Origin of the sequence: Aliifodinibius sp. S!AR15-10, from assembly GCF_031569985.1 — a bacterium.
Taxonomy (GTDB): Bacteria; Bacteroidota; Rhodothermia; order Balneolales; family Balneolaceae; genus JAMQKA01.
In genome coordinates this window covers 1-13,797 of sequence record NZ_JAMQKA010000007.1, presented here as the reverse complement: position 1 = coordinate 13,797, position 13,797 = coordinate 1, and the positions used below count along the sequence as shown (strand labels likewise).

Genomic DNA, 13,797 nt, shown 5'->3' with positions numbered 1-13,797 from the left:
TGGAGAAATGATAAGACGAAAGATATCTTAATAAGAACGCTAAGGGCACTTTCGTTAAATACTCTTGTATTTATTTGCACATAACTTTTATGTGTTATTGGTCTTCAACGGTTACAGCTGTCACAGGGATGCTTTAATTTCCCCTACTTCTCCCACGAGAAGAGGAACGACCCGTTGAACGTCCGCGCGAGCTGTTGCCACTTGAACGCGATCGAATCGTTGTGCCTCTTGACGTTCGGACCTGCGTACCGCGACTCCTTACCGTGCTGGTCCTGGGACTCCGTATTACGGTAGTTTTGGGCTCTGATATGCGTCGGTCCCTCGTTATGTTTTCAGTCCTATTCACCGGCTCGCGCGTAACCGCAACCCGGCTTGTCCCGATCGTTCTTCGCCCGTATCGTCCGTCTGTGACCCTGCGTGATTTCGGATAATGCAAATATCCAACTGATATGGCAATAGCAGGGTAATGGTAATAATGTCCGGGCCAGTAAAGATATGGATCATCCCAGGGATCCCAGCATACCCAGTAACCGCTGCCGAAGGGGGCATAGTAGGAGTAGAATCCATACCAAGGCCTTCCATAATAAAAGCTTATAGAAGAAAAGGGATAGGGGGAATACCAATAATGATATGGATTGAAATGGTTGTAGCGGAAACCGTAATAATCAGAATATCACATGCCAAACCCGTGGCGGGCATACCAGTCGGCTACTGCATAATTTTTGTAATGAAATTTATCTAAGGCATCGTCGTACCCATCCTCATACCCTTCTACGTAGGTTGAATCGGCTTTGGAGAGGGTATCGGCATGCCATTCCACATCTCTTCGGTACGTCGTATCTGTGTAGTACATCTGAGAGTAGCAACCGGTGAGAAAGAAACTGGAAATGAGCAGTATGGATAGCGTAGATTTCATGTTGATTACCTACAATATAATCGCTTCAAACAATATTAGCACTGTTTTACAGTATTGGCAATCACATTATCATGCTACAGTATTTTCTTCCTGGATCACCACCTCAAATTCATTGGTTTAGCCAACGACCTTCACAATACCCCTTGTCGATTATAGCTATGCTTGTAATAGTCCTTGCAGGAACTAACCGAATTAATCAGAGTCAATCGATCGATTGATGGTATCTCTATCGTACGATTGATATGGAACCAATCGATCGATTTAAGTCAAATGAATCGTACGACTGATGGTGAGCCAACCGATCGATTGAAGGAAAGGCATTCGATCGGTTGCTGCCAAGGCAATCGTACGGTTCATGATGAGTCAATCGATCGACTGATGAAGGGTCAATCGACCGATTGAAAGAGTATCAATCGATCGATAGGATACGAGGCAATCGCAATAGAAGTGGTATCTACCTACTCGTTACTCTGAAAAATGTCATAACCAAGTTCAGCAGAATTTAAAAAGGGCTTTGGGATTTCATACAGTAGGTTTGTTGATGTTATTTAATCGGGTAAGGTTTTGCCGATTGCGAGTTGACAATAAACTGGTGCCTGTTCTTTGTAAACAGGGTGGGGTTCACACCCATAAAGCTTTTAAAATCCCGTATAAAATGAGCCTGATCCGCATAACCACAGTCAAAGGCAATTTTCGTAAGCTCCAGCTCTTGCTCCTCTTCCAGTTTCCTGTGCACCTCATTAAGTCGTGCAATACGCATATAACGCTTCGGAGTTATCCCGATTTTTTTATTGAATTCTCTCTCCAACTGTCGTTGGCTGATATACACTTTGTCCGGCAGGTCATCTATTTTATTGAACCCCTCAGATCTGCGTATCATCTCAGCGGCCCTGTTCAGGTAGGTGATTTCAGCACTATTTTGCTCCAGTTTCTTAAGCAAAAAGTTTGTAGTAAGCTTTAATCTTTGACCGACATGGGGAGTTTCTCTCAGCCTTTCGCAATATTCTTTGAATTCACGCCCCAGCACCAGCTCCATATCTTCATATTTTTCTGAGAAGACGGATGCAGGGATACCAAAGAGATTATAGATACCTTCCGGCTTAAACCGGATGCCAAATACATTCACATAGTGTGGAAATTGCACCTCATATGGCCGGGTATAAAGGCCGATTATCGTATAATCCGGGGATGAGGACCATCCATCTCCAATAGGCAGGTGACAATGGGAATCGGAGGGATGTATCACAAGTTCCACAAATCCATTGGGTACAACTTTTTGGTAGAGCGTGGTGGTTCCACTCAGATTAAATTGTCCTTCCCAGAAAAACTCCACGTAGGGACGTAAATCCTTGCCGGGCGAAAACTCCTGAATTTGAACAGACATGGTTAACGTGTTTGCTGTTATAAAGTGAAATGTCTGTACGACATATTACGAAAATGGGTGCGTAAATGACTGATATTTTTGAGGATAGATGATGATAGGCAGGATAACATGCTGAAGTGTTATCCTGCCTGTTTTTATGTGTTTGCATTGATACTATTTAACACTAGCCCCTCAATTGTGAGGTATCAACGGTCTTGGAATCGGTGGGCAGCCATGTTTTTTCGAATGTAGCCACAATGTGGTTGGCTCCCCCAAAGATGCCCAATACTTTGGCTTTTTGATTGCCCGTGTTGGTAAGGTTGTGTGGAACCATCCTGGGCACGTGTGCAATTTCACCTTTGGAAAGGGGGCCAGTTTCACCACCCACCTCGGCATCTACATTTCCTTCAAGGACCAGGAGTAGCTCCTCAGCGCTGTCGGTGTGTCTTCCGAGGCTGTCTCCGGGCTCCAGCTCAAAGTAGACGGTCGCTGTGGATTCTGTGCCGTGTGCCCCAAATAGGGGGAAGGTGGCCATGCAGTGCTGACCAGGGGCGTTTTTTCCAGTGAATTCAGTGAGTTCAAGGGTGTTCAGGTTTACTGTTTTCATGATATATTGGATTTAGAATTTAGGTTAGGCGGTTTCAGCAATAGTCTCGAATTGACCATTATAGACCTTGACATTTACTTCTCCCCGCATCATATCCACTTCACAAATGGCCCATCCCTGGATGTTGTTCATCCATCTGTATTCCGGGTAATGGGTTTGAAACTGTAAATTGAGCTGGATATGCGCCTTTCCGTTTAGATGGGGGTAAAGCACGCCATCCTCGCGAACGGCAATTCTTTTGCCATCATCGGTAATAACAGCAGCCTGGATATTCAGCATGAACTTACCATCAGCCCGCACTTCCAGGTAGTCGGTACCTTTGATGGTGCCATTAATTTTAGGTCCGTGGACCAGGCCTTCAAAATCGAGGTCAAACCGGGCACCTTCCGGGCCGGGGGCTGTTATTCCATTCGTTAGTTCGCTCCATTTGAGCCCGTATTCCGTGATGTTGGTCAAGTGGAGTTTTTCTTCGAAAAGCAGTTCGGTGTTTTCATTTATATTGATATTCATGGTAATGGATTGATTTGGTTATCATTAAGATTACACCGGAAATCTATCACATCAGGCGGCTGCAGAATTGAAAAAAATCGACATCTTTGTGAGAAAATCTGTTCACCGCAACACAGTGTTCTATCCTGCAATAGAATATTGGCTTAAGAAGGCCTTCATCTTTGAAAGGGCACTTTCGGGTCGTTCTTCCTGCACAAAATGCCCGCAATCGAAGGTATAAACCTCTGCATGAGGCAGGCGATGCTTCCATCTTTGAAGGTAGTCGATGGTAATGAATTCATCCTCGGTTCCCCACAGTATGAGCCAGGGTTTATCTTCTATAGCAGAAAGCTGCTGCCACTGCTGGTGATACCAGTCGGAAGCTCCCACCAGGGATTGTGCTATGCGGTATAGCGACCACCTGGAGCTTTTGACTGGGAAAGGCAGGAGGTACTGCTCACGGATTTTCTTCGGCAGATTTCTTTTATCAGCAAAACCTTGTTTGAGAAGAAATCGTGGCGAGAAATTTAACCACAGGTAAAGGAACTTCCCGAAGACTGAATTGATAATTTTGTCCACTTTTCGGGCTTTTTTGTTGGAAGCAGTTTCCCACAACCAGGTATTGAATAGAACAAACTGTTTAAATCGGCTGGGATTTTTAATGGCTGCGGCAAGTCCTATTGGGCCGCCGAAATCGTGCAACACCAGGGTGATTTCCCGTAAATTCTTTTTCCTTATGAATTCCGAGAGATTATGCGCATGATCTTGTGGCCGACCTTTAAATGTTTCCGGCTTTTCGGAAAGCCCAAAACCGATGTGGTCAATAGCGATAACCCGGTAGTGCTTTGACAATTCTTTAATGAAGTTGCGATATAGAAAAGACCATGTCGGAGTGCCGTGGACAAAAAGAAGTGTTTCCCTACTTCCTTCGTCCACATAATGCATTGTCCCGTCCTCCAGCTCAATGTAATGATGCTTAAAAGGATATTCGATTTGATTTATCCATTCGTGGCTGTGAGATATTAAGGTCATGATCGCTGCGATTTATGTTGGGTTTGCAGATTTTCTCTGGGATTGGAAATATCCCGCATCGCAGCCATTTTAATCTTGGTCTATACCAAGATTTACAGCTTTACCGAGGATAGAAGCTTGCTGAAATTGGTAGGATCAATCCGGAGGTAGGAAGCCAGGTCTTTATGGGGCACCAAATTTAGTAGATGAGAACTCCGATCCAGAAAAGCTTTAAAACGCTCCTCAATAGTATAGGCCATCAATTCGTAATGACGTTCCAATACCCCGATCAGAATAGCCTCCGTTGCCTTGCGGAACAATGTTTCAATGGGCCGATATTTTGCCATCATCTGTTGGTGTTGTTCATACGAAATGCGTAGGAAGCGACTTTCAGTGATTGATTCCAGGAAGTATTTTGATGGTTTTTGGACAAGAAAAGATTCGGGAATTCCCGAAAAGGAGGGGGGATAAGTAAAAGCGATAATATACTCTTTGCCGTCATTGAGATAGTAGGATCGCTGGATACCTTCCATCACAAAATACAAGTACCGCTCCGTTCTTCCAGCAGAAGTTATGATCGTCTTACGTGGTGCTTCATAGCTTTCCCAGTGTGACACATATTCCTCAATAACCTGATTTTCTAGCGGATGAATCTGTTGGAGGAACTCTTTTAACGATACCGACATGACAGGTTTGTTTAAATGATGGTACGACTATGGTCTTGCAAATCTAAACCGCAATTGAATATTCAAAATATGAATATTTATCAGTTTAAATGTTGGAAGCTAGCATGCTTGTAGTCCCATTTTAACGCTCAGCATTAATCGCCTCCCGGCGCTCTTTACTAATGCCCATCACAAAAATGGGAACGACATAGAGAGTGAGGATGGAGCCAAAGAAGAGACCGCCCATAACAGCGCGTGCCAGCGGAGTCCAGATCTCAGCGCCGGTACCGATACCCAGGGAAAGCGGTATCATCGAGCAGATGGTGGTCAGCGCGGTAAGCAGGATCGGGCGCATGCGCCGTTTGCAAGCTTCAATGACGTTATCAAAAAGGGAACCGGCATGGGCATTGTCATTGGTATAAAGATGCATGTAGTCGACCAGCACAATGCCGTTGTTGACAATAATGCCCACAAGCATAAAGATGCCGATAAAGGCAGTAGCACTCAGCGGAGTGAGGGAGAGCCAGAGTCCCATGAGGGCGCCGAAAAAGGCCAGCGGAATGGAAAACCATATGATAAAAGGATCCCGGAAATTTTCGAACAGCGAAGCCATAATCATGTAGGTCAGTGCAAGAGCGAAAAGAAGCGACCACATCACTTCGTTAGATCCTTCCTCTGAGTCTTGTGTTCCACCCGTAAATTCATATCTGTAGCCGGCTGGCAGTACAACTTCCTGTTGGATAAAACTGATAATTTTTTCACGATATTCATTGGTATTTCCTGCCACCTCTATACTTACATCAAGCACAGTTTCGCGGTCGCGACGGGAGATCTCGTTTACGCCTTCCACACTTTCAAAGCGGCCCAGGGCAGCTACTGAAACGCGCTGACTGTCCACTTGGACCAGCTCAAGATCAAAGAGCTGCTCACGACTGGTAAGAGCCGTTTTAGTTGCCCGAACCTCGATGGGAACTTCCCGGCCCTGCTGTCTCAGGTAGCCAGTCCGTGTTCCCTGTACTTGTGTTTTTAGGGAATTCGCCACCTCGTTGAGTGACCGTCCCATCCGGCTGATGCGTTGACGGTCTACACGGTATTGCAGCTCCGGCGTGGGATCAGTACGACCATTATCGACCGATATCACGTTCGGGTCGGCAAGCATTTTCATCTCAATTTTGTCAGATATCGCCTGCAATACTTCTATATCAGGTCCCACAAGAGTGAGCGTGATGCCTCCGCCAAAACCCCCGAAACCGCCTCCTCCACCACGGATATTGACTTCCACCCCCGGGGCCGAGAGTTCACGACGAAGCTGCGCTGAAAATTCATTGGTTGAGATATCACGTTTGCTCTGATCCACAAGATTGACTGTTATTTCTCCAATATTCGTGCGACTGGTGAATCCGCGCTGACCGATGTTAGTGATTACCATCTCCACCTCCTCTTTCTGCTGGATCTGCTGGCCAAAGTCTCGTATTGCCTGGGCCGTTCGTACCAGCTTTGTTCCGGAAGGCAGCTCAACACTCATCGACACTCGGCCCGAATCCGATTCCGTAAAGAACTCAAACGCCATGTTGTTGTAAAGCAGGTAAGTGCCGCCCAGCAGGACACCCACAAAAAGCAGGACCATCCACTTTCGGAACATCATCCAGCGAAGGGAGCGGGCATACCATTCTTCCAGCTTGTGAATTCCTTTGAAGGACCCGCTATGTCTATTGAACTCCTCTTTATTCAGAAAGAGTAATGACAATACGGGGACCAGAATTATTGATGAGATAAACGAGATCCCGATGGCTATGCTGATCGTCAGTGCGAATTCGGCAAAAAATTGTCCCTGTATGCCAGAAATACCAACAATGGGAGTGAAGACACCCAGGGTGGTCAGGGTAGCACCCAGCAGGGCCCCGATCACCTCGTTGGTCCCTTCGAGAGCGGCTTGCATTTTTGGGAGGTCCTCTTCCAGCTTTCGGGCGATACTTTCGGAAACCACAATGGCATTATCCACAAGCAGTCCCACCGCTAACGCCAGGGCCGTAATCGTCAGGATGTTGAGGGTGAGACCGGCGGCATACATTCCCGCGAAGCTGGCTGTGACTGAAACGGGAATAGTTGCTGCTACTACAAGTGAAATGCGCCATCCCCCCATAAAAATGAGCAATACGATGATGACTACGATCAGCGCCGCCAGGGAGGACTGCGTCAGGTTTGAGATCGAATTCTGAACGTTTTCCCCATCATTGGTAAGCACCTGGAGGTTCACGCCCGGAGGCAGGTTGCTATTGATGGTTGGCAGTTCGGCCAGCACCGCATTCGCAACATCCAGGGTATTGGCATCCGATTTCTTTTGTACTTCGACGGAAACACTGTTTTTACCGTTGATTTCTACGAGCGTCTGGACCTCGGCAAAGCTGTCCTCCACCTTCGCCACATCCTTGACTCGTACCGGTACATTCTGGTCGGTCATCTTGATGATGGTCTGTCTGATCTCATCCACATTCTGGTACATCGACTCGGCCACCAGGCTATAGCTGTTGGTCCCCGATATGATGTTGCCCATTGCTACCTGGGCGTTGTTGGATCTCAGGGCAGACTCTATATCCGAAGGCACCAGCTGGTGCTGGGCCAGTGACATCGGGTCAACATTGACGAATACCTTCCGTTCCAGGCCGCCACGTGTATCGGCAGAAGCAACGCCCTCCAACCGCTCAATTCTCGGCTCTATAAACTCTACGCCAAGTCGTCGCAGCTCATCAAGGCCTTTATTATTGGCATCCAGGCTGAGACGCATGATCGGGAAGTTTTCCGGGTCAAACTGGAAGATTACCGGCTCGGAGGCTTCGGTCGGAAGCTCATTCCGGATACGGGCAATTGCTTCGCGCACTTTCAACTCTGTATTTCGGATATTGACACCATTTTTGAGCCGAAGGATGATAAATGCACTTCCCTTGCTGATGTTCGACTCCAGCGTTTCAATCCCTTGCACCGACGATATGGCCCCTTCGATCGGCTCTACCACCAAGTTCTGCATATCCTCCGGCGCCACGTTACTGTAGTTGGTCTGAACCGCAAGAATCGGAATGTTAAAGGAAGGGTAGAGGGTTATCTTCAGGTTCGACAGTGAGAATGCACCAAACCCAATGACCACCAATGTTATCATAATCACGGTGATCGGTCGATTTAATATTTTGCCAGCTACAGTGAATTTTTTCATCGTAACATCCTATTCAGCTAATTCAGTTTCCAGCAATGGGTCTTCTTTATGTATAGAATCAAACCCGAGATTTTCGACCATACTATTAATCAAGTTGTAAAGGCATGGGACGACGAACAACATAAGCAGGGTCGATACGGTGAGTCCACCGATAACGGTTCGTGCCATAGGACTCCAGGTCTCGGAACCAGAGCCCAGTTCAAGGGCCAGCGGCACCATCGAGAGGACGGTTGTGAGTGCGGTCATCAGGATCGGGCGCAGTCGCCGGCTCGCTCCCTCCACAATCGCCTCGTGCCGTGTCATCTTTCGAGCCTGCAATATTTTAATATAGTCAATCATTACAATACCGTTGTTCACCACGATACCCGATAGCAGGATAAGTCCCACCATTGAAGTAACGCTGATCGAGGTCCCGGTCATCCACAGTATCAGGAGCACGCCGGTCAATGCCAGTGGTATTGTCAGGATGATAATAAATGGCTCCATCAGGCTTTCGAACTGCGAAGCCATCACCATATAGGTGAGAATTCCCGCAATCATGAAGGCTATCATCAGGTAGTTGAACGAGTCCTGCTGATCTTCGGCAGAACCGGCAATCTGGTAGCGGTATCCGTCCGGCCAGTCGATAGTGCTGAGCTGTTCCTGCGTTCGGTTTGTGGCTGTGTTCATGTCAATCGTTGAAAGGTCTGCGGTCACTTCAGTCACACGTTCCTGGTTTACCCGGAGTATATTCGTGGGTCCACTGTAGCGCTCCACCGTGGCCAGGTTTGAGAGGGGCACCCAGCCTCCGTCCGGGGTTTCCACCTGTAAATTCCTGAGGTCGGTCACAGACGCCTTGTCGGTCTCTTTGAGCTGAACCCTCACTTCAAATTCAATACCCTGATCTACGTACGTTGTTGCTAGGTTTCCCTGTACGGCATTGCTTATTGCCGATGCCACCTGCTGTGTGTTCATCCCGATTCGGGAGATGCGTTCGCGATCCATGCGCACTCTCAGCTCGGGCCGCCCCTGATCTGCCGTACTAAACACATTTACAATCCCATCGATTTCGTTGAGACGGGCTTTCACACCATTGGCTAGGTCCTCCTTCACCGAAGGTTCATACCCAAAAATCTGGACGATCAGACCATTTTCTCCTTCGGGACTGAGCGGATCCTGTTGCACCTCCTTAATTTCGGCGCCGGGAACAATTTCGAGCTCTTCCAGCAGGCTCGCGGTTATATCGGCTTCGCTGCGTCTGCGTTCTCCCTGGGGAACAAGCTCAACACGGACAGTTCCCTGGTATCCACCCGGATTATCTGCGCCCTCGATGCCTTCCTTATCCCCAAAGTCAGAAACCACGAGCCGTGCTTCAGGGACTTCCCGCTCAATGATGGATTCTACTTGTGAGATCGTTCGTTCCAGCTCCAGGAGGCTGACCCCCGGGTCGCGCTGCACATCCAGGATAAAGCCGTTGTCATCCACCTTGGGGAAAAATTCACCTCCCAGGAACCCAAAAATGGGAAGCGTGAGCAGAAACAGCAGCACAGCCGAAGTCACGACGAACCCGCTGCGATGAAGGAAACGGTCCAACGTGTCTTTGTATGAGGTTTCCAGGCGTTGAAGGAAGTCTCCAATGGCTGGACCTACTGTCTTGGAAAAGAATGAACCGGATTTTTTCCCAATGAATTTGAATAGCAAGTAAAACGGGTATACGAGTGCGCCCAGAAGGAGGAGAGGGGATGCAATAATACGTTTATACACGTTTTCCCGGCTCCAGTCCAGCAAGCGCCTTAAGTAATTACGTGAGTCTTCGTCATCTTTTCCTTTCGTATCCAGCAACTGGGAACTCATCATCGGGATAAGCGAGAGGGCGACAATCGAAGAGACAGAAAGAGCAAACGAAATAGTCAGCGCCAGATCCCGAAACAGGAAGCCAGCAATGCCGGGCACAAACAGGATCGGTATAAATACCACAAGGGTTGTTAATGTGGAGATAACCACGGGAACGGCGACCTCCTGGGCTCCAAAAATCGAGGCTTTGTCGCGATCATAGCCCTCCTCCTTAAAACGGAAAATATTTTCAAGGACCACTACAGCATCATCCACCACCATACCCACGGCCAGGGTGAGACCAGAGAGAGAAATGATGTTGAGGCTCAGGTCCGCCCAGTCCATAATACTGAACGTGGAGATAATCGAAACGGGGATGGATATCGCGATAATCAGTGCCGAGCGTCCACTGTGAAGGAAGGCAAGCAGGATTAACACCACGAGAATGACCGCCTGCAAACCGGTCCACAGCAGGTTTTCAATCGACATTTCGATGAAGTTTGCCTCGTTGGTCAATACGTCGATTTTGACATCCCTTGGCAGGATGTTTTCCATATCGTCGAGGCTGGCTACCACGGAATTAGCCGTGGTTACAACATTGGCATCGCTCTGCCGGTAGACGTTGATAATGACGCCCTCCTGGTTTCCCACGTGCACATTGCCAATAGGCTGGGCCACCCCATCCTCAACCCGTGCCACATCGGAAAGCCTGAGTGGCTCCCCGTCGCGCACGGCAATGATGGTGTTCCGGATCTGATCGACATTCTCAAATTCCCCGATGGTGCGCAGTGAATAGATTGTGCGACCTTCGACGAGCTCTCCGGCGGGCACCTGGATATTCTCCTGCTGCAGCTTGCTGGCAATAGTTGAGATGCTGAGGTCGTACGAGCGCATCTGTTCATTGCTTATATCAATATTGATCTGGCGTTCGTATCCCCCGGAGGTTTCGCTTGAAGCTACACCGGGAATGCGCTCCAACCGTTGCTCCAGACGCTGTTTAGCTATAGTGCGTATTTCGCGAGGGCTCCGGATATCGGAGGTAAGCGTGAGCACTATAATTGGCTCTTGGTTTGGATCATAAGAGAATACGATTGGCTGTTCGGCATCTTCAGGAATGGTGCGCCGTACAAAGTCGAGTTCTTTACGTACATCAGATTCTGCAATATAGAGATCAGTGCCCCAGTTAAATTTCAGTTTTACCACCGATGCTCCCTGGTTGGATATGGAGCGAACACGTCGAACTCCACTGATACTGCCCACGGCCTCTTCAATGGGGCGGGTGACGAGTGTTTCAATGTCCTCCGGGGCGACTCCCTCATAGGTGGTGTAAACAGTGATGGTCGGGAAAGAGACATCCGGGTACAGGTTCAGTCTCAGGTTGGAGAGACCGAAAAGACCAAATCCAATCACAATGAGGCTGGTCATCAGGAAGGTGACCGGTCGCTCAACCGCTTTTCTCGCTAACGCTTTCATATAGGTAAGTTCTTTATTGGATTAATTTGAGGCTGAGCTGGTATCCTGTTGACCTGTGTTTTCAATAGGGATTTCTTCTGGCCCCTGGAAATCTTGCTGCCCGGCTACCCGAACTTTTGTGCTGTCATCCAAACTGCTTTGACCGGTTATTACAATTTCATCTCCCGGCTGGAGTCCTTCCAATATTTCAACTCGGTCACCCTGTTCAATGCCTAGTGTCAGCTCTTTGCGCATTGCCATGCTATCCCCCTGGACCACGAAGGCGGAGTAGCTCCGCTGCAGCTGGATGGTGTTTGACTCCGGTTCAATCAGTGTCTGGACATTCTCCACCAACGCCGAACGGGGTATTACTACTGCGTTTTGGTGGGTTTCTACATTGATGGTCGCCTGCACCAGCACACCCTGGTAAATATTCTGTCCCTGTTCAGTCAGGCTTATTACTACTTCACCAAGTCCCGTTGCAGGATCAAGGCGGGGACTGATCTGGGAAACTCTCCCTTGTCCAGTCACCTCAGGGTAATTTGAAACCCGAAAATTAACTGGTTGTCCGATTTTGACATTTCTCCATTCCTCAAACGGCAGGTACACCCGGCATTGGTAGCCGGTAAGGTTGGCGATCTCAAAAGCTGCCTGCCCGGTTGTGGCAAGATCACCTGCCGATACATTTCTGGTCAGGATAACTCCGTAGACCGGGGATCTGATCTCGGTATTATACAAATCCTCCCGGCTCTGTGTGAGGTTGGCACGAGAAGCCTGCCATTGGGCTTTGCTGTTCTGAAAGGAAGCCCGCGCATTGTCATATTCTGTAGAACTGATCACCTCTTTTTGATAGAGCTCCTGCTGGCGCTGAAATTCCAGGCTGTCACGGACATATGCAGAGCGACTTTGTTCCAGCTGGGCTTTGGCCTGTTGGAACTGGTCTCTGAATGGCACGTCATATATCTTTGCAAGAGGCTCGCCGGGCTGAACGGTATCACCAAGATCGGCATGAATCTGTGTGATCCGGTTAGAGACTTGTGGTGTTACGTTCACAATTTCCTGGGCCCGAATATTTCCAAATGATTTTATCTGCTGGGAGATATCAGCAGTCGTCGCACTAATTGTTTCGACACTTGTAGCTTGCTGCTGGTCAGGATTGAAATTACCAGGTCCACCGTTGGGACCTCCACCACTGCAAGCCTGGAAAATCACGAATGCTGATATCGTTAAAAAAAGAGGTAAATAATTTCTGTTATTCACGTTAAGCCTGATTTTAATTGAATGTCTGAGAAGTTAAGATTCCTTTGCAGGTCTGGATTTAGAGGAGCAATGCCCGTCAAGATTCTACTATTGCCCTGAAATTAGTGGAAACCCTACGAAATTTGACGACGAAGAGTTACAGAAAGTAATTTATTACTCTAACTTATTGTTATGCAATTGGTTATGTATAGAATTGGAGTGGTCGAAATTTGAAGTATTTTTGAAGATTTTCCTATGAATTAAATATATGTGCTGGACACAAGTAGTAACCTGGATTCAGATTTAATTTTGAGTTCCTTCGGTCTCTTTCTTGGCTATAGGATAACTTGTAAAACTGTATCAAATTTGAAAAGGTAGGTAATAGAAGAGAAAAGCCACCCAGCAGTTGAATACCGGATGGCTGAAGAAAAGTCTGTAAAAGTTAATTTCTTCTTGCCAACATCTTGCGGATCCCCATCTCCAGTCCGCGGAGTTCGGCAAGTCCTCTCAGACGTCCCAGTCCAGAGTAGCCGGGATAGGATTCTTTTTGAAGATCGTCGAGCATGCGGTGCCCGTGATCGGGCCGCATAGGAATTTCAAGATCCGTTCGGCCTTCCGCTTTTCGACGCTCTTGTTCCTTAATAAGAGCATACATGACGTCAAACATGCCGGCATGACCCTCCAGGTGATTGGCCTCTTGGAAGCTGCCGTCATCATCGCGGGCCACACTGCGCAGGTGAATGAAGTTGACTCGATCACCTAGCCGTTCAACCATGCCCGGCAGATCGTTATCGGCGCGGGCTCCGTATGAACCGGTACAGAGAGTTAGACCGTTGTAGGGCGAATCCACTACCTCAGTCAATTGTTTCGCATCGGCCTCGGTGCTGACTATTCGGGGCAGGCCAAACAGTGGGAAGGGGGGATCATCCGGATGGATGGCCATGCGTACCTCGTGCTCTTCGGCAACAGGGATAATTTGCCTGAGAAAATCATACAGGTGTTCTCTCAACTGCTGGTCATCGATATCTTCATATT

Annotated in this window: 12 protein-coding genes; 2 read left to right on the top strand and 10 right to left on the bottom strand. The window is 48.1% G+C overall.

Annotated elements, in window-relative coordinates; genetic code table 11:
* Window positions 1-221: 221 nt before the first annotated feature.
* Window positions 222-431 (top strand): hypothetical protein, encoded by a 210-nt coding sequence (locus NC796_RS06715; RefSeq protein WP_310683263.1) that lies wholly within the window; start codon window positions 222-224, stop codon window positions 429-431.
* A 242-nt stretch (window positions 432-673) separates the two neighbouring features.
* On the opposite strand, the gene NC796_RS06710 is transcribed toward NC796_RS06715, so the two are convergent.
* Entirely contained in the window at window positions 674-916 is a 243-nt protein-coding gene (locus tag NC796_RS06710) for a hypothetical protein (RefSeq protein WP_310683261.1), read from the bottom strand.
* Window positions 917-1,186: 270 nt separating this feature from the next.
* Here NC796_RS06710 and NC796_RS06705 point away from each other — a divergent pair, with 270 nt between their 5' ends.
* A complete protein-coding gene (locus NC796_RS06705; protein WP_310683259.1) occupies window positions 1,187-1,318 on the top strand; it encodes a hypothetical protein in 132 nt (43 codons plus the stop codon).
* A gap of 142 nt (window positions 1,319-1,460) precedes the next feature.
* On the opposite strand, the gene NC796_RS06700 is transcribed toward NC796_RS06705, so the two are convergent.
* The 9 genes from NC796_RS06700 to uxuA all read right to left on the bottom strand — a co-directional run.
* Window positions 1,461-2,300 (bottom strand): DUF6597 domain-containing transcriptional factor, encoded by an 840-nt coding sequence (locus NC796_RS06700; RefSeq protein WP_310683257.1) that lies wholly within the window; start codon window positions 2,298-2,300, stop codon window positions 1,461-1,463.
* Window positions 2,301-2,463: 163 nt separating this feature from the next.
* Window positions 2,464-2,886 (bottom strand): cupin domain-containing protein, encoded by a 423-nt coding sequence (locus NC796_RS06695; RefSeq protein WP_310683255.1) that lies wholly within the window; start codon window positions 2,884-2,886, stop codon window positions 2,464-2,466.
* Window positions 2,887-2,910: 24 nt separating this feature from the next.
* Window positions 2,911-3,396 (bottom strand): DUF3237 family protein, encoded by a 486-nt coding sequence (locus tag NC796_RS06690; protein WP_310683253.1) that lies wholly within the window; start codon window positions 3,394-3,396, stop codon window positions 2,911-2,913.
* 120 nt (window positions 3,397-3,516) lie between these two features.
* Window positions 3,517-4,407, bottom strand: a complete 891-nt coding sequence (locus NC796_RS06685; protein WP_310683251.1) for an alpha/beta fold hydrolase — start codon at window positions 4,405-4,407, stop codon at window positions 3,517-3,519.
* A 92-nt stretch (window positions 4,408-4,499) separates the two neighbouring features.
* A complete protein-coding gene (locus tag NC796_RS06680) occupies window positions 4,500-5,072 on the bottom strand; it encodes a cyclic nucleotide-binding domain-containing protein (protein ID WP_310683249.1) in 573 nt (190 codons plus the stop codon).
* A 121-nt stretch (window positions 5,073-5,193) separates the two neighbouring features.
* Window positions 5,194-8,259, bottom strand: a complete 3,066-nt coding sequence (locus NC796_RS06675; protein ID WP_310683247.1) for an efflux RND transporter permease subunit — start codon at window positions 8,257-8,259, stop codon at window positions 5,194-5,196.
* A gap of 9 nt (window positions 8,260-8,268) precedes the next feature.
* Window positions 8,269-11,544, bottom strand: a complete 3,276-nt coding sequence (locus NC796_RS06670; RefSeq protein ID WP_310683245.1) for an efflux RND transporter permease subunit — start codon at window positions 11,542-11,544, stop codon at window positions 8,269-8,271.
* 21 nt (window positions 11,545-11,565) lie between these two features.
* Complete coding sequence (locus tag NC796_RS06665; protein WP_310683243.1) at window positions 11,566-12,783, bottom strand: efflux RND transporter periplasmic adaptor subunit; 1,218 nt, start codon at window positions 12,781-12,783, stop codon at window positions 11,566-11,568.
* Between the two features lie 421 nt (window positions 12,784-13,204).
* Window positions 13,205-13,797: mannonate dehydratase (uxuA, locus tag NC796_RS06660; protein ID WP_310683240.1), on the bottom strand; the 593-nt coding region annotated here is incomplete at its 5' end.

Coding starts and splice junctions, on each gene's coding strand:
- NC796_RS06710 (WP_310683261.1), bottom strand. CDS start 916: ATGAAATCTACGCTATCCATACTGCTCATTTCCAGTTTCTTTCTCACC.
- NC796_RS06705 (WP_310683259.1), top strand. CDS start 1,187: ATGAATCGTACGACTGATGGTGAGCCAACCGATCGATTGAAGGAAAGG.
- NC796_RS06700 (WP_310683257.1), bottom strand. CDS start 2,300: ATGTCTGTTCAAATTCAGGAGTTTTCGCCCGGCAAGGATTTACGTCCC.
- NC796_RS06695 (WP_310683255.1), bottom strand. CDS start 2,886: ATGAAAACAGTAAACCTGAACACCCTTGAACTCACTGAATTCACTGGA.
- NC796_RS06690 (WP_310683253.1), bottom strand. CDS start 3,396: ATGAATATCAATATAAATGAAAACACCGAACTGCTTTTCGAAGAAAAA.
- NC796_RS06685 (WP_310683251.1), bottom strand. CDS start 4,407: ATGACCTTAATATCTCACAGCCACGAATGGATAAATCAAATCGAATAT.
- NC796_RS06680 (WP_310683249.1), bottom strand. CDS start 5,072: ATGTCGGTATCGTTAAAAGAGTTCCTCCAACAGATTCATCCGCTAGAA.
- NC796_RS06675 (WP_310683247.1), bottom strand. CDS start 8,259: ATGAAAAAATTCACTGTAGCTGGCAAAATATTAAATCGACCGATCACC.
- NC796_RS06670 (WP_310683245.1), bottom strand. CDS start 11,544: ATGAAAGCGTTAGCGAGAAAAGCGGTTGAGCGACCGGTCACCTTCCTG.